At 42.5% G+C, this 17,313-nt stretch carries 14 protein-coding genes; 8 read left to right on the top strand and 6 right to left on the bottom strand.

All coding sequences use genetic code 11. From position 1 onward, the window contains the following. Positions 1–87: 87 nt before the first annotated feature. Together macA and macB are read left to right on the top strand one after the other, a co-directional pair. Positions 88–1,194: a macrolide transporter subunit MacA gene (macA, locus tag ACE2AL_RS14385; protein ID WP_375084312.1), complete on the top strand. Its 1,107-nt coding sequence runs from the start codon at positions 88–90 to the stop codon at positions 1,192–1,194. Position 1,195: 1 nt separating this feature from the next. Further along, entirely contained in the window at positions 1,196–3,139 is a 1,944-nt protein-coding gene (gene macB / locus ACE2AL_RS14380) for a macrolide ABC transporter ATP-binding protein/permease MacB (protein ID WP_272573469.1), read from the top strand. Positions 3,140–3,197: 58 nt separating this feature from the next. Here the strand turns inward: macB and ACE2AL_RS14375 are convergent, their stop codons facing one another. After that, positions 3,198–4,631, bottom strand: coding sequence for a hypothetical protein (locus tag ACE2AL_RS14375; protein ID WP_375083629.1), 1,434 nt, complete (start codon positions 4,629–4,631; stop codon positions 3,198–3,200). A 465-nt stretch (positions 4,632–5,096) separates the two neighbouring features. On the opposite strand from ACE2AL_RS14375, the gene ACE2AL_RS14370 reads away from it, so the two are divergent. From ACE2AL_RS14370 to ACE2AL_RS14355, 4 genes are all read left to right on the top strand, one after another. Continuing rightward, positions 5,097–6,443 carry a purine-cytosine permease family protein gene (locus tag ACE2AL_RS14370; protein WP_375083628.1) on the top strand — a complete coding sequence of 449 codons (1,347 nt, stop codon included), beginning with the start codon at positions 5,097–5,099 and terminating at the stop codon, positions 6,441–6,443. 10 nt (positions 6,444–6,453) lie between these two features. Beyond that, on the top strand, positions 6,454–7,287 hold the full coding sequence (locus tag ACE2AL_RS14365; protein ID WP_206085435.1) for a nitrilase-related carbon-nitrogen hydrolase: 834 nt from the start codon (positions 6,454–6,456) through the stop codon (positions 7,285–7,287). Then, entirely contained in the window at positions 7,284–8,033 is a 750-nt protein-coding gene (locus tag ACE2AL_RS14360) for an IclR family transcriptional regulator (RefSeq protein ID WP_206085436.1), read from the top strand. Before ACE2AL_RS14365 ends, ACE2AL_RS14360 begins: the two co-directional genes overlap by 4 nt. A gap of 245 nt (positions 8,034–8,278) precedes the next feature. Further along, positions 8,279–9,211, top strand: coding sequence for a DUF1177 domain-containing protein (locus ACE2AL_RS14355; RefSeq protein WP_206085437.1), 933 nt, complete (start codon positions 8,279–8,281; stop codon positions 9,209–9,211). 76 nt (positions 9,212–9,287) lie between these two features. Here ACE2AL_RS14355 and cspD read toward each other — a convergent pair whose 3' ends face one another. Further along, positions 9,288–9,536, bottom strand: a complete 249-nt coding sequence (gene cspD / locus ACE2AL_RS14350; RefSeq protein ID WP_206085438.1) for a cold shock domain-containing protein CspD — start codon at positions 9,534–9,536, stop codon at positions 9,288–9,290. A gap of 391 nt (positions 9,537–9,927) precedes the next feature. Here cspD and clpS point away from each other — a divergent pair, with 391 nt between their 5' ends. Next, the gene (gene clpS / locus ACE2AL_RS14345) at positions 9,928–10,248 is read left to right on the top strand and encodes an ATP-dependent Clp protease adapter ClpS (protein ID WP_272573472.1); all 321 of its coding nucleotides are present in this window, start codon (positions 9,928–9,930) and stop codon (positions 10,246–10,248) included. Positions 10,249–10,279: 31 nt separating this feature from the next. Continuing rightward, a complete protein-coding gene (gene clpA / locus ACE2AL_RS14340) occupies positions 10,280–12,565 on the top strand; it encodes an ATP-dependent Clp protease ATP-binding subunit ClpA (RefSeq protein ID WP_206085440.1) in 2,286 nt (761 codons plus the stop codon). A 62-nt stretch (positions 12,566–12,627) separates the two neighbouring features. Here the strand turns inward: clpA and infA are convergent, their stop codons facing one another. The 4 genes from infA to cydD all read right to left on the bottom strand — a co-directional run bounded on the left by infA (position 12,628) and on the right by cydD (position 17,209). After that, entirely contained in the window at positions 12,628–12,846 is a 219-nt protein-coding gene (infA, locus tag ACE2AL_RS14335; protein WP_004244560.1) for a translation initiation factor IF-1, read from the bottom strand. A 141-nt stretch (positions 12,847–12,987) separates the two neighbouring features. After that, positions 12,988–13,689: a leucyl/phenylalanyl-tRNA--protein transferase gene (gene aat / locus ACE2AL_RS14330; protein ID WP_206085441.1), complete on the bottom strand. Its 702-nt coding sequence runs from the start codon at positions 13,687–13,689 to the stop codon at positions 12,988–12,990. 8 nt (positions 13,690–13,697) lie between these two features. Continuing rightward, a complete protein-coding gene (gene cydC / locus ACE2AL_RS14325) occupies positions 13,698–15,440 on the bottom strand; it encodes a cysteine/glutathione ABC transporter ATP-binding protein/permease CydC (RefSeq protein WP_206085442.1) in 1,743 nt (580 codons plus the stop codon). Between the two features lie 2 nt (positions 15,441–15,442). Next, complete coding sequence (gene cydD / locus ACE2AL_RS14320) at positions 15,443–17,209, bottom strand: cysteine/glutathione ABC transporter permease/ATP-binding protein CydD (protein ID WP_272538773.1); 1,767 nt, start codon at positions 17,207–17,209, stop codon at positions 15,443–15,445. Positions 17,210–17,313: the final 104 nt, after the last annotated feature.

Here is a 17,313-nt window from a genome sequence, read left to right as displayed (position 1 = left end):
TGTTTAATTAAACGATAACTTAAGTGATATAGCATAGTATTTAGAAGGGGGCATCGCCCTCTTTTTAATGATAGGAAGTGAAGAGTGATGAAGGTAAAACCGAAAAAAAAGTGGCCGATTTATTTGGTGATCCTGATTGTTGTCGTTGGCGCTGCTGCCTTTCTCTTTAAAGGTGAGAAAGAAGAGGTTTTCCAAACCGTTGACGTGACGCGTGGTGACTTAGATAAACAAGTTCTCGCGACGGGCAAGTTAGATGCTGTACGTAAAGTTGATGTGGGTGCTCAGGTTAGCGGGCAGTTACAAACCTTATATGTTAAAGAGGGTGACTACGTTAAAAAAGGCGATTTACTGGCGGTTATCGACCCGAAAAAAGCACAAAATGATGTCACTGAGTCTGAAGCGACCACACGTGAACTTGAGGCTAATTTATCGTTAGCACAAGCAGAATTGAAACTGGCGCAACTGACTTACCAACGCCACTTGAGCTTAGCCAAATTGCAGGCTGTCGCGCAACAAGAACTGGACAAAGCCAGAACTGATGTGGATGTAAAAAAAGCACAGGTAGCGACTTATCAAGCTCAAATTAAACGCAACCAGGCCACACTAGATACGGCAAAAACCAACTTAAAATATACGCAAATCACCGCGCCGATGGACGGCATTGTCACGTTTATCAAAACGTTACAAGGGCAAACCGTGATTGCAGCGCAAGAAGCACCAACGATTTTAACATTAGCAGATTTAGACACTATGTTGGTTAAAGCGGAAGTGTCTGAAGCGGATGTGATTTATTTAGAACCAGGCCAAGAGGCTTCATTTACGGTACTCGGTGCGCCAGACAAAAAATTCTCAGGTCAATTGAAAGATATCTTGCCAACCCCTGAGAAAATCAATGATGCTATTTTCTATTATGCGCGCTTTGAAGTCCCTAATCCTCAGCATCTCCTAAAATTACAGATGACTGCACAGGTCAAAATCGATCTCGATTCACGTAAAAATGTGCTGATATTACCCCTTTCTGCGTTAGGGGATGAAGTTTCACCGCAGGTTTATGATGTGGAAGTGCTAGAAGGGCAAAAAGCAGAGAAAAAACAGATTGAAATTGGTAGTCGCAATGATGTGTCAGTCGAAGTGGTTAAAGGACTGAATGAAGGTGATAAAGTGATTATTGGGCACAGTGGTTCGGAGAGTTAAGATGGCCACACTCATTGAGCTCCAGGGGATCACTCGCCGTTATGGTGAAGGTGAAAATGAGGTTACTGTCTTAAAAAACGTTTCTTTGCAAATAAATGCAGGTGAAATGGTTGCGATTATCGGTGCTTCAGGTTCAGGTAAATCCACCCTGATGAATATCATTGGTTGCCTCGATAAGCCATCATCTGGAGAGTACCATATTGATGGGCAAAATATGGCGTTGCTAGACAACGACCAACTCGCAGAGCTTCGCCGTGAACACTTTGGTTTTATTTTCCAACGCTACCACTTATTAAACCACCTTAGTGCTGAGCAAAACGTTGAAATCCCTGCAGTATATGCAGGTTCTGGAAAAGCGGAGCGGCGCGAACGTGCGACGCAATTACTTCAGCGCCTAGGGCTTGGCGAGCGGGTTAATTACCGGCCGAGCCAATTGTCTGGTGGGCAACAGCAACGAGTCAGTATTGCGCGTGCATTAATGAATGGAGGGCAAGTTATTCTTGCCGATGAGCCTACGGGGGCCTTAGATAGCCATTCTGGTGAAGAGGTGATGAAGATCCTCAAAGACCTTTGTGCTCAAGGCCATACGGTGATTATCGTTACTCACGATCCATCCGTTGCACAACAAGCTGAACGTATTGTCGAAATCAAAGATGGCGAAATTATTCGAGATTCAGGTTCAAAAAACAGTAAATTAGCCAAACCGTTATCAAAAGCCCCTACAAGGAAACTATCCCTTGGGCAGATCTATGGTCGATTTAGCGAAGCATTGTTGATGGCTTGGCGTGCCATGGTGGTCAATAAAATGCGTACCTTGTTGACCATGCTAGGGATTATTATCGGGATTGCTTCAGTGGTTTCTATTATGGTCATCGGCGATGCTGCCCAAGGTATGGTACTTAATGATATCAAGTCGATTGGTACCAATACGATTTCGATTTACCCTGGCACTGATTTTGGAAGTGATGATGCACAAAATCGACAATCTTTAAAAGCCTCGGATATTGATGCTCTTGCTAAGCAGCCTTATGTTCACGCGATTTCAGGCCAGATAAATGGTTCCGCACGTTTAAGGAAAGGGAATTTAGATGCATCTGCACAGTTAACAGGAATTGGCCGCGATTATTTTAATGTGTATGCTTCAAAATTTTCAGAGGGCATGAATTTTACGCAAGACATGGCGAATAGGCGTGCTCAAGTGGTCATTATTGATGAGAACACGAAACGGCGTTTTTTCCCAAAACAAGCTAATGTAGTAGGGGAAACCTTGCTCATCGGTAATATGCCAGCGACAGTAATTGGGGTGTTGGAAGACCAGAAATCAGTATTTGGCTCCAGTAAATCGTTGTCTGTTTGGCTCCCTGATACCACGATGAACAGCAAGATTTTAAATCGACCTTATTATGACAGCATTACGGTGCGCGTTAAGGATGGGTATGACGCCAAAAACGTCGAGCAGCAACTGACGCGTTTATTAACGTTACGCCACGGTAAAAAAGATGTTTTCACCTATAACCTTGATACTTTTGTAAAAACAGCGGAAAAAACCACCCAAACCATGCAACTGTTTTTAACCTTAGTGGCGGTGATTTCGCTGGTGGTCGGGGGGATTGGTGTGATGAATATCATGTTAGTGTCGGTGACAGAAAGAACTCGCGAAATTGGTATTCGTATGGCAGTTGGTGCGAGAACCAGTGATGTAATGCAGCAGTTCCTCATTGAGGCGGTATTGGTGTGTTTAATGGGGGGCTTGATGGGAATTGCACTTTCTTATGGGATCAGCTTACTGGCGCAAATGGCGCTACCTGGTTGGACGTTCGCGTTTGATCCTGTCGCGCTTATTAGTGCGTTTGTCTGCTCAACCGCGATTGGGGTTATTTTCGGCTTCTTGCCCGCACGCAGCGCCGCACGTTTAAACCCAATTGATGCATTAGCAAGAGAGTGATTTGTTAATATATATTCTCCTGTGTAGCTCAGTGACTACAAAGGAGAATAAAGTAAGGTTAACGAAGCCGATAAAATATTTTCCCTAAAGAATTTATACAAATTTTTGCTGATGTTAATAAAGGAACTTTATTTATCGAGTTAGTGATTAACGCTATAGTTGAATGAATGTCACACAAGGTCGAATAAATGGTAAAAGTATCCCCCTCCTTTTTTAGTTTCATTGTCAATTTATTATTACCTTGAGAATACTCATCAAAAGTGAGTTTGGTACTTTTATCTAAATCGATGCTTACTTTACTCTCAGTAAGCTGTTTTTTGATTTCAGATTGTAGCTCTGCATTGTTGATTTTCGGTAATTTCATTTTTTTTGAGTGTGTTCGTGTTTTTTGTAGTTTCCGTATATAACCAATAGTTACATCAGTTTTTGTTTTTTGTGTAGAAGCAATAGGAAGTGTATTTTTGAGGCTTATAATTTGTTTTAAAAAATCAATAAATTCATTTGTATTAGATGATTGTATTAACCCATAATTTGGTTCAAAAAAACTAAAAAGGTATCTTTGTTTTTGTGGGTAATATTTCCCGCAAATTGCCATTGCGTGATTATTTGAACTGTAAATTATAGCAATATCTTGTTTTTTAATGCTTTTTTCAGTAATTAGTTTCTCTAATTGTTTAAAGGAGATACTCTCCCAACTAGGTTCTACATTAATAGAGGACAAAGGAGAACAACGATTATCAATTGTCAATCCTGAATTTAAGTTAAATAGTGCTGTCTCACTTGCATAATGTAACATGCAATATGCATATATCTCTTTAATAAAGGACTGCATTTCATTTAGAGTGATATCTTTATCTTTTTTAATCTTATCATATAGGCTTTGTTCTGCTTTATATTTCCTTGGAGTAGGTGTTTCATTACCAAACCTTATTTTGTTATATAGGTCATAGGTGATGTCTTTTTCTATTTTAATATTAGGATTAAAACAGGGTTCTATATTCTTAGAATATATATTTTTGTTATTTTCTTCTAAGCATTGAATGATATATTCAATGTTTGTTATTCCTTTAGGTTTTGGTACTGTGTTAATGGTATAATAATTATTATATAGGTCATTATAGCCGTTATATTGGTATTGATTTATCTGTACATCAAAAATATCAGTACAACGTTCAGCTAACAAATTTGAAATGCATTTTAAGTAAGCTTCTTCTACACATTTGTTGACTTCTTTATAAGCGGATGTTGATGGTATAAAGGGATTTAAGCAATTTTTGAGCTGGTGTAGAGATTCAGCCCCCAGTCCGTCCATCTCATAAGCCGCGAATATGTGTGATAAACCTTGGCAAGCACCATTTTTACATGCATATGTAATATTGGAGATGCTTTTGAGTTGTTGGGCAAGTTTGCTTATTAGGGGGTCATTCTTAAATACATAGTTCAATAGGTCATTCTGACAAAATTTAATAGGGTAGTTTATTTCAGCTGGCATGTTATGTTTCCGATGTTAACTATTTATAGCAGCCTACCAACTCAACTATCCCCATTTCTTTCATAAATCATTTATTCCTACTAAAGCTAAATTTTTTTTCTAATCGTATAACTTCGGACTAGGACACTCCAAATTGGAGTGATTGCTGCTAGCTAGAGGGAAATTACTGCTAAAGAATAGTCCTATTTTATGGAACTGAGTTCCTCACTCCAATTCTGCTAATTAAACACGTAATTTTTAACCTATTCATTTATCGATAAAATTTTTTATTAGTGTGGTATTTCCTCGCTCCGTGAAATATCCCATAATAAAAAAGTTATCTGAAAAGATAAATTCTGCTTGCGATTCGATATCGATCATGGATATTATTTGCATGTAGAATAAATGAAACCTAGTTCCATATAATGGAACAAACAATTAAAGCCAGTAAAAACTAAGCAAAGACAACCACACAGCAGGTGCAAAATGGCGAATAAAGCAGGTGAAGATTATTCTTTGGCTCGAGTACCCCAAAGTGCTCGTAGACCGTTCTATGAAGTGTTAATTCTACGAATTGGCGCACTCGCTTGTGTTTCACAAGTGATGTTAGGTGCAGCCCTCGGTTACGGGTTAACTTTTTGGCAGGCGTTTTGGGCGACCATCCTTGGCTCTGTAATTTTACAGGTAGTCAGTTGGGGGCTTGGAGCAGCTGCATGCCGCGAAGGAATGTCAATCAGTCTACTATCAAGGTGGTCTGGTTTTGGAAAGTTAGGTTCAGCTCTTATTGGTGGCGCGATTGCCATCTCCTTGATGGGCTGGTTTGGCGTCCAAAATGGTTTCTTTGCGGATGGAATGTATAAAGCGACTAATGTGCTAACACCAGGGGCTTGGTCACTTATTACAGGTATTGCGGTGACGATTATTACGGTATATGGGTATCGATTTTTATCTATTACCGCCAATATTTCAACGCCGCTCTTTTTATTCGCGTTAGGCTGGGCAACGTATAATTTATTATCAGGTCAGGATCTTGGTGCGCTTATCAATGATACTGCCCCTGCTGGGCCTTTAATGACAATGCCTGCGGCAATTACTATGGTTGCAGGTGGTTTTATTATTTCAGCGGTTACCACACCAGATATTAGCCGCTTTATGAAAAAACCGAAGGATGTATTTTGGATGACGTTAATCGGTACATTTTTTGGTGAACTTTTAGTTAATATGATAGCGGTGCTGATGGCTCTGGCATTACGTACCAGCCAAGTATTTGACTTGATGATGGCATTAACGGGCTTATTAGGTGCATCGATTGTTATCTTTGCCACTATAAAAATGAATGACATCAACCTGTATTCATCATCACTCGGGTTTTCAACGCTGCTTAACGCTATCTTTAATAAGCGTTTTGACCGTCGCTATTTAACATGGGTAATTGGTGTTTTCGGTACGATTGCCTCCATGTTAGGTATTTTAGACAATTTTATTAGTTTCTTGATTTACTTAGGCATTGCTATCCCACCAGTCGCTGGGATCATGGTTGTTGACTATTACATCTTAAAACGCGATCGCAAAGAGCTTGATATCACCCGCGAACAAGGTGTGCTGCCATCTAGCTGTGAAGCTTATAACCCTGTGACACTCGTTGTGTGGTTGTTAGCTGTTATTGTGGGGTGGGGAACGTCAGAATTAGGTCCATTCCATGCCGATTATGGCATTCCTGCACTTAACTCTTTAATTACAGGTGCGCTGGCTTATTGGATTGGCATGCGCTGGCAAGCGAAAGCAAAAGGTGTCGATACGGTGCATTTTCGCAAAGTGGCTCACTTAGATTAAGGAAAGTGCGATGTCAGGTAGCAAGGTCAAAGTTGCCCTTGCTCAGTTTGATTCTGAACTGGGGAATAAACAAGGTAACTTGCAGCGTATGGCGCTGTTATGTGAACAAGCGGCAGAGTCTGGGGCGAAACTGATTTGTTTTCCAGAGCTTGCCACAACAGGTTATCGCGGTGATTTGCTAAATACGAAGCTGTGGGATCTCAGCGATTCTACTGGAAGCGAAACATATCGTTTATTTAGCGAGCTTGCGACACGCTTGAATATCACTATCGTGAGTGGTTTTGTGGAACGAGGTGACTACCTTGGGGATATCTATAACGCGGTTGGCGTGTGGAACCCAGGGTGTGAAGGTATCAGCGGTGTGTTTCGTAAAGTACATGCTTTTGGTATTGAGAAACAATGGTTTAGTCGTGGTGATAGCTTCCCTGTATTTGATACGCCAATTGGCAAAATTGGCATCATGATTTGCTATGACATGGGGTTTCCTGAGGTTGCGCGTATTTTGACCCTTCATGGCGCAGAGCTGCTAATCGCACCTTCTGCTTGGTGTGTACAAGATAAAGACATGTGGGACATTAATACGGCATCCCGTTCTTTGGAAAATGGTGCACATTTACTGGCCGTTAACCGCTGGGGTCATGAAGGGGATTTACACTTATTTGGTGGTAGCAAAGTGTTAGGCCCTCGTGGGCAAGTGCTTTGTGAAGCCACATGTGATGGTGAAGCGTTGTTAATTGGCGAAATTGATTTTGTTTTACAAGCCCATACACGTTTAACCATTCCATATTTACGTGATAGAAAGCCTCAAGATTATGGCATTCTTACTCAAGGTTTTGATTCATGAGCATTTTAAATAGCGTCGTTGATGTTTATCAATTATTTCTACGCTCAGGTAATGAGCTTACCGTTACGACGTTAGTCAATGAATTAGGCATGCCGAAAAGTTCTGCTTCTCGCTTACTAAAGCAAATGTCAGAACTGGGGCTGTTAGAAAAGAAGAATAATGCTCCCATTTATCGGCCAGGGTTATTAATCATGGAGTTGGCTCACCGTGCGCGTGGGATGAACCCATTGATAGATATGACGTTAGAAGCCCTTGATGAGTTGACGAAAGATACTGGGTTTACCAGTTATGTTTCGGCGCTCGATGATGAAATGGTAAGGGTTGTCCATGCACGCTTCGGTAATAGCATGTTGCAGGTGATCACACAGCCTGGTACACGCTTGCCAATTCTTGGAACTTCAACGGGGCGGGCTCTGTTAGCGCGCTTACCGTTGCAGGAAAGAGCAAACATTATCGGCCGAGAAGATAAAGAATTACAAGTGAAGTTAACAGAACAGATGAATCTGATCAATGAACGTGGTTGGGAATTTTCAATTAACGAGTCTGTTGCAGGTGTTGCCTCGGTTTCGAGTACCGTGTTTGATCCATCGCTGAACACGTTATATGCATTATGTCTAAGTTTGCCAGAAACCCAAATGAATGAACAGGTTATGGCGCAACTTTCAACTAACCTATGCCGTAAGGCCTCTTACCTTGGTTGTATGGTTGGAGATCCTTATTGGTTACAAAGAAGTACCAGCAAATAGCGTTATGTCATGTAGTAAAAGTAAGTAGTAAAGGTAAGTAGTAAAAGTAAGTAGCACACCATAAGTAGTTTATATTATTAGTATTTTATTTTAAGTGCGTGAATACGCCTTCATCAGGAAAAATAAGGCTTTTTTAACAGTTAAGCCTTAACTTGGGTGAAATGAAATTAAGTCATATTTTGTGTGAGTTAATTTCAAAGTAGCCCTACAATCAAATAAAAATTATTAAAATTCAAGGAAGTACAATGAGTCTAAAGCAAACCCTTTGTGCGTATGAGCTAATCGATTGCGCGAACGTTAAGGGGGAAGATGTTGTTGCATTGTTCAAGACTTTCCCAGCAATTGAAGTTTCTTCTAAAACGGTCAAAGACCTGAAAGGTCAAAGTGATTTTGTCCGTATTCTTATTCCAGGCACCCAAGGTAAATCTCAAGGTCATCAAGCACCTACATTAGGCATTATTGGCCGTTTAGGGGGGATTGGTGCAAGGCCGTCACGTATTGGGGTAGTTTCAGATGCCGATGGGGCGATTGCGGCCATTGCAACAGCATTGAAATTAGCAAAAATGCATGAAAAAGGCGATAAATTGGTAGGTGATGTGGTGATTACAACTCATATTTGCCCTAATGCGCCGACTCGCCCTCATACCCCAGTTGATTTTATGGACTCTCCTTTAGAAGATGTCACGATGAACCAACATGAAGCGATCCCTGAAGCGGATGCTATTTTGTCGGTAGATACCACCAAAGGTAATAACCTGCTGAATCATAAAGGTTATGCATTATCACCAACGGTTAAAAATGGGTACATTTTACCTGTTTCTAATGATTTACTCCGCTTAATGGAGTGGAGCAGTGGGCAGCGTGCGGTGACATTTCCTTTATCCATTCAGGATATTACACCGTATGGTAATGGCCTTCATCATATCAATAGTATTATGCAACCCGCGGTATCTACCTCAGCCCCTGTTGTTGGTGTGGCGATCTGTTCTGAAACCGTGGTACCTGGTTGCTCTACGGGAGCAAGTCATGAGATTGATATTGCTGCTGCGGTGAAATTTATGATTGAGGTGGCGAAAGCCTTTACGCAAAAACAGTGTGATTTTTATGATGCAGAACAGTATGCATTATTGATGTCACTGTATGGTGATATGTCACATTTACAAACTTCGGGCCGTTGAGCTTATAAAATAGTCACAGTTAATTATTAACAGCATCAATAATATAATTGAAATAATTAACTGTGCTCTATATGCGTCAGGGCAAAATTGATTCTGATGTGCCTTCTGTGGTTTCTTCTATTTCAATGGGGATGATAACATCCGCATGATTACCTTTTGGTCCAATTGTCACGCTAAATTGCACTTTTTGACCTGCTTTTAGTGTCCTGTAACCGTCCATTCTGATGCAGGAATAATGAGCAAAAATATCCTCTCCGCCATCAGCCGGGCAAATAAAACCAAAGCCTTTTGCGTTATTGAACCACTTAACGATACCCGTCTCCATATTTTATCCTTTCGGTTTGCTAGTTGTGTTTTGCAGATATGTATAAAATACACACAGAAACTAAGTAAATATACGCTAAAAATTGTTCGTAAAACATACTGTAGTGGATTGCATTCTAAGGTCAAGAGGGGAGTTTCAGGAATTATGGTAAAGTGGTAAAAATTCGATAAGCGCCAAATGTTATTTTCTGTGATATTTGATATAGCTCACAGATTGCTAAAGATAAGCGATGAGGTTAGTGGCATGATACACTGCAAATGAAAGGCTTGTTTAAGAAAAGCCATGAAAGAATGTAATGGTATAGTTTTATAACGCTATCATGTGGATTGATAGAAATCGTTGATAATAAAGACTATGCTTAATTTGAAGTTAAACACTGAGCAAGAAAGTAATGAGCGATTTTCTGGGCACATTTAAAACAGACGTCATATTCAAAGACGAAGTGGAACAAACCTTACAGCCACCGTCGATGTATAAGGTACTATTAAATAATGATGATTACACTCCGATGGATTTTGTTGTCGAAGTGTTACAAAAATACTTTTCTTTTGATGAAGAACGCGCTACACAGATAATGTTAGATGTGCATATTCAGGGAAAGGGAATTTGTGGGATTTTTACCGCAGAGGTTGCAGAAACAAAAGCGGCGCAGGTCAATACATTTGCCCGTGAACATGAGTATCCTTTGCTTTGTACTATAGAGAAAGTCTGATCTGGTTTAATATCAATTTTGGGAGGTGCTTATGCTCAATCAAGAACTGGAGCTTAGTTTAAACGTAGCTTTTACGAAAGCGAAAGACAGTCGCCACGAATTTATGACTGTTGAGCACCTATTGCTGGCGTTACTGAGTAATATCTCGGCACGCGAAGCTTTAGAAGCTTGTAAGGTTGATCTTGTCGCTTTACGTCAAGAACTGGAACACTTCATCGCGCAAACTACACCCTTGTTACCCGAAAATGATAACAGAGACACCCAACCGACGCTCAGTTTTCAGCGTGTGTTACAAAGGGCGGTATTTCATGTGCAGTCATCGGGTCGTAGCGAAGTTAGCGGGGCAAATGTGCTTGTCGCGATTTTCAGTGAGCAAGAATCTCAAGCTGCGTACTTATTGCGTAAGCACGATGTTAGCCGCTTAGATGTGGTCAACTATATTTCTCATGGTACGGTAAAAGGTGAAGAATCGTCATCGTCAGATAACGATATGTCCAATAATAGTGCGCCGAATGAAGAGCCACCGGTCTCAGAAGACCACATGGACAACTTTACGACCAATCTGAACCAACAGGCCAAAAAAGGGAATATCGACCCGCTGGTGGGCCGTCAGGCTGAATTAGAGAGAACGATCCAAGTCTTGTGTCGCCGCCGCAAAAACAACCCGTTGTTAGTGGGGGAGTCTGGTGTTGGGAAAACGGCGATAGCGGAAGGCCTTGCATGGCGTATCGAACAGGACGATGTGCCTGATGTCATGAAAGGTTGCACGATTTACTCCTTAGATATCGGTTCATTGTTAGCGGGAACGAAATACCGTGGGGATTTTGAAAAACGCTTCAAAGCCTTGCTAAAAATGTTGGAAAAAGACCCCAAAAGCATACTGTTTATCGATGAGATCCACACTATTATTGGTGCTGGGGCTGCATCAGGTGGGCAGGTGGATGCTGCTAACTTAATTAAGCCACTACTTTCGGGTGGGCGTATTCGCGTGATTGGTTCAACCACCTATCAAGAATTTGGTAGTGTGTTTGAAAAAGACAGGGCGCTAGCTCGTCGTTTCCAAAAAATTGATATTGTTGAACCGACACCAGAAGAAACCATTCGTATTATTAATGGGTTAAAACCGAAATACGAAGCACATCACGATGTGCGTTACACTGCGAAAGCCATCCAGGCAGCGGTAGATTTATCGATTAAATATATCACCGACAGGCATTTACCAGATAAAGCCATAGACGTGATTGATGAAGCTGGCGCGCGTACACGTTTAGTTGCACCAAGCAAACGCAAAAAAACGATTGGTGTTCCTGAGATCGAAACTGTCGTTGCACGTATTGCGCGAATTCCAGAAAAAACAGTTTCATCGAGCGATAAAGACAAACTCAAAACCCTTGATTCACGCTTGAAGATGTTAGTATTTGGGCAAGATAAAGCGATTGAGGCGTTGTCTGAAGCGATCAAAATGAATCGCGCAGGGTTAGGGTTAGAAAATAAACCTGTCGGCTCCTTCTTGTTTGCAGGGCCTACAGGGGTAGGTAAAACGGAAGTCACGGTTCAATTAGCCAAAGCGCTGGATATTAAATTATTGCGTTTTGATATGTCTGAATACATGGAACGTCATACCGTCAGCCGTTTAATTGGTGCGCCTCCAGGCTATGTAGGCTTTGATCAAGGTGGCTTACTGACTGATGCGGTGATCAAGCATCCACACTCTGTGGTGTTATTGGATGAGATTGAAAAAGCGCATCCAGATGTATTCAACATTTTATTGCAAGTGATGGACCACGGCACACTTACCGATAACAACGGCCGTAAAGCGGATTTCCGTAACGTGATTGTCGTCATGACCACAAACGCAGGGGTTCAAGAAACGCAGCGCCGCTCGATTGGTTTCGCAGAGCAGGATAACAGCACGGATGCGATGTCGGAAATCAAGCGTGCTTTCTCGCCTGAGTTCCGTAACCGTCTTGATGGTATTATCTGGTTCAATTCACTGACGCCAGAAATTATCACCCTGGTTGTTGATAAATTCATTGTTGAGTTACAAGCGCAGTTGGATGAGAAAGGCGTGTCAATTGAGGTGAGTGCGGCAGCACGTCATTGGTTATGTGAAAAAGGCTATGATAAAGCAATGGGTGCCCGACCTATGGCGCGCGCAATTCAGGAGAACCTGAAGAAACCATTAGCAAATGAATTGCTATTTGGTTCACTAACCAACGGCGGCTCTGTGAGTATCGGGCTTGATGAAAAAAGTAACACACTGACATACAGCTTCAGTAGCGTGCACAAGGCCTCTCCGGAGGATGCGGTATTCTGACATAATTAACCACAGGTGTCTCATGCACCTGTGGTAATGTCAGGCCTTGCCTGAAGAGGTAATCAACGGCTACGGAAAATGATTCGGCCTTTGCTCAGGTCATAAGGGGTTAACTCTACAGTTACCTTGTCGCCTGTCAGGATGCGGATATAGTTTTTACGCATTTTACCAGAAATATGAGCAGTCACCACGTGACCGTTTTCCAGTTCAACACGGAACATTGTATTTGGCAGGGTATCTAAAACTGTGCCCTGCATTTCAATATTGTCTTCTTTGGCCATCTAATCCTCTAAGTTTAATAACCGTGATTTTTAACGGGCAAGATAATGCCCAAAAACCCGCACTAAGTAAAGAAGTGTCGCATTTTAACGCGATCTTTATGCTTATGTGAAGGAATAAAATTAATAATAAACCAACGTTCACTAATTGAAAATTGGCGGTAATTCAATCGATTGCGGTATCCAGCAGGCGGGGTCTATCCCTTTGTCACGCCACCGATAAAGAATATGTAAAAAATCCCTACGGGATATTTCTTTTGCGCCAAGTGAGGCGGTGTGGTGGTTAAGTACCTGACAATCAAAAAGCTGCCCATTATAGCGCAAAAAATGAAAATAGAATGTAATAAAAGCAAATTTGGATGCATCATTCATTCTACTGAACATGGATTCCCCACAAAATAGATGGCCCATATTCACACCGTATAGGCCGCCAACCAGTTTGTCGTCATACCAAGCTTCAATAGAATGAGCCATCCCTTCGTGGTGTAACTCAAGGTAACCTGCTTGCACTTCAGGTAAGATCCACGTTCCTTCTTCACGCACAGAACACGCTTCAATAACATCCTTGAAAGCGTGGTTAACCGTAATACGATAAATCTGCTTTTTTAACACTTTTTTCATTGAGCGGCTGATGTGTAAATCGCCCATCAATAATACCGCTCTTGGGTCTGGTGACCACCATAAAGGCATCTCACTTGGATTGAACCATGGGAAGATACCATCATAATACGCTGCTTGCAGCCTTTTTGATGAAAGATCGCCTCCAATAGCTAATAAACCATTGGGTTCCCGCATCGCTTCCGAGACGGGAGGGAACAAATATGAGTCATCATCGAGTTGGTACATATTGCGCCTCAGTGTGTTTTCTGAGCCCAATGGCGCTGGCGGAATTGGTAGTATTGGCCTTGCCTATCTAACAACGCTTGATGGGTGCCTTGCTCGACAATTTTACCACTATCCATTACGCAGATGTTATCCATTTCTTCTAAGCCTTGCATGCGGTGGGTGATCACAATCAAGGTTTTGTCAGCACATTTTTCTTTTAGTAACGCTAAGATTTGCTGTTCAGTTTGTGCGTCTAAGCCTTCTGTTGGTTCATCCATCAACACTAGCGGTGTGTTGTGCAACAATGCACGGGCAATGCCTAAGCGGCGCTGTTCACCACCAGATAATTGGCGACCACCTTCCCCCATCCACGCATTGAGTTTCAACTCATTTTCGAGCAAATTGCCTAAGCCGACTTGTTGTAAAACTGCATTCAATTCAGCATCGGTAGCTTGCTCATTCGCTAATAATAAATTATTACGCAGAGTATCACTAAACACATGCACACGTTGCGGTACAACCGACATGATGCTACGGAGTGATTTTTCACTAAATGCATTAATTGGCTGACCATTTAATGTAATTGTACCGCTATCGACATCCCATGCACGGGTTAATAATTGTAAGAGTGTTGATTTACCACAGCCTGTTTTCCCAAGTAGGGCGAGGTGTTGGCCTTTAGCTAAGCGCAATGACACGTTATCGAGGACGGCAAATGGCTGTTCAGGGTAGGTGAACGAGATATTATCGACAGTCAGGCTTTCTAGTGTTGTGATTGAAGGGCTTTCGCTTGGGAACGTCACTTCAGGTTTTGCTGTCATTAATTGGGAAACCCGTGTTGCAGAAGCAATTACTTGCCCCATATGCTGAAAGGCGACGGCGACAGGCCCTAAGGCTTCGAAGGCGGCTAACGCACAGAACACAAATAGCGCAATCAATGCACCGGGTTTAGTATCTCCACCGACGTGCTCAGCGGCCATCCACAGCAGTAAGGTAGCAGTGATCCCCGATGCGAATAAAATAATAGCTTGGGATAACCCTGTTAGTGCAGCTTGCTGCTGCTGGCGAGCTTGCCAGCAGTTTTCAATTGCCCAAAGGTTTTGGCGAAAACGTGTGGTTGCACCAAATAAGGTTAACTCCGCTTGCCCTTGCAGGGCTGAAGTTAAGATAGTGCGATAGTCACCGCGTAGCTCTGTGAGTTCGCGACCAATAGGCTTACCTGCATGGTAAAAAACAAATGGCATTGTGAACAATAAGAACAACATGACGCCACCTAGTGTCCAAGCAAGGCGTGGGTCAAGGTAGCTTAAACCGAAAATCAAGACAAATGTGACAAAAAATGCCGTGATAATCGGCGATAATACACGTAAATAGAGGTGATCAAGGGTTTCGACATCAGCCACTAAGCGGTTTAATAGCTCCCCTTGGCGAAAACGGCTAATGCCCCCCGGAGAAAGGGGTAACACTTTACTAAAGGCAAAAACACGTAAGTGAGCAAGGACTTTGAATGTTGCATCATGGCTGACTAAGCGCTCGCCATAGCGTCCTGCAGTACGGAATATTGCCGCACCACGTACGCCAGCTGCGGGCAGCATATAGTTGAAATAATATAAGCCAGGGAAGCCCGCAATCGCGGTGCCAGCTAAGAACCAACCTGAGAGGGTTAATAGCCCAATACTGGCAAGCAATGTCACGATGGCGAGTATGATCCCAAGCGTTATTAAAAACCAATGGCGGCGGTAGAGGGCTAAGAAAGGATATAAAATTTTCATTATCAGAGCTCCTCACTGCGATGGGCTAATAACTGGGCAAAAGCGCCTTCAGACTGACTAAGTTGAGAGTAATTCCCTTGCTGAATGATTTGGCCGTTTGCCATCACCCAAATTTGGTCGTAATCCAAGGTTTCTTCCAGTAAATGAGTGACAAGCAAAGTGGTTTGCTGCTCAGATAGCTGGTTCAGTGTGTGCATGACACGTTGCTCACTGTGCGAATCAAGGCTTGCTGCAGGTTCATCAAGCAGTAGTAATCGTGAGGGTTTTAATAAAATCCGAGCGACAGCAACACGTTGTGCTTGGCCCACTGAAAGCCGCGCGGCGTAATCACCAAGGCGAGTATTTAAGCCATTGGGTAAGTGAGGTAAAAACTCGGAAACATATGCTTTATCAATAGCGTGTTGAATTTCTGCCTCAGATGCATTTGGTTTACCTAAACAAATATTTTCAATGAGTGTTTGTTCGGGTAAATGTGGGTTTTGCCCAACCCAGCCGAGCAATTCACGCCATTTTTCAGGGCACAACTCACGCAGTTCAATATCATTAACTGTCACTGAACCGTGGTAAGGCAAAAAGCCAAGTAATAAGTTGAGTAATGAGCTTTTACCTGCACCACTTTGCCCAACCAGTGCGATACGCTGTTGTGGCTCGATGGTGAAATTTAACGGGCCAGCAAGGCGTACACCGTCGTGGGATAAAATTTCGAGCTGGCTGGCTTGAATGCGAATAGGGCCATCAGATAACGTTTTTATACCTTGTTGCGGCTTTTCTTCCCCTTCACTATTTAGCAGTGTCTCTAAGGTTTCAGCAGCACCTACTGCTTGAGCTTTAGCATGGTAATAAGTGCCTAAGTCACGCAGTGGTTGGAAAAATTCGGGGGAAAGGATCAGAGCAAGGAAGCCTGCAAACAACGTGACAGGTAAGCCATAGCTACCAAAGTTCATTTCACCCAAATACGAAAAACCGAAGTACACGGCAACCACAGCAATAGAAATTGAGGCGAAAAACTCTAATACGCCAGAAGATAAAAATGCCATACGCAACACTTCCATCGTTCTGGAACGGAAATCTTCAGTGGATTCACGAATTTGCTGAACTTCTGCTTTTTCACGGAAGAACAGGCGAAGGGTATCGAGCCCTCGGAGTCTGTCTAAGAAGCTGCCACTTAAACGGCCAAGTGCGATAAAATTGCGGCGGTTCGCATCAGCGGCGCCTAAGCCAACCAACGCCATAAAAATAGGGATTAAGGGGGCAGTGACAAATAGGATCATCGCGGCTGCCCAATTGAATGGGAAAATGGCGATAAGGATCATGATGGGCACAATCCCTGCTAAATACATTTGAGGAAGATAGCGTGAATAGTAATCTTGCATATCTTCAATTTGCTCAAGGATAATGGTTGCCCAGCTTCCTGCGGGTTTACCTTTAACCCAAACCGGGCCGAGTTCTTGGAGTTTATCTAATACGCGAGTGCGAATTTCTTGGCGCACAACTTGGCCACAACGAAAACCAACCCGTTCTCGAATGTAAGTCACAATGGCACGTAAAACAAATACGCCAATCAGAAGGCAAAATGGGGTCAATAGCTGTTCTCGCGGGGTGCCATCCATAATCAGTGCTTGTAGGATGACGGCTAAGAACCAAGCTTGAGCTATGATCAACAATCCACTGACCATGCCTAACAGCATGGAGATCCGCAACCAACGCTTAGCAGGTGCACTGTGTTGTTTTAACCAACGTACCAATTCAGTCTGTCTTGATTTATCCATAATGATTTAGTTAGCAGGTGTCGTTTTAATGTCATTGAGTATAGTTAGGTTATGAAAACCTAACAGCGTTTTGTCGTTCACTGTGAGTCAAATAACATCAGGGC

This window comes from Providencia xihuensis, assembly GCF_041953405.1.
Classification (GTDB): domain Bacteria; phylum Pseudomonadota; class Gammaproteobacteria; order Enterobacterales; family Enterobacteriaceae; genus Providencia; species Providencia vermicola.
This window is presented reverse-complemented; position numbering and strand designations above follow the sequence as displayed.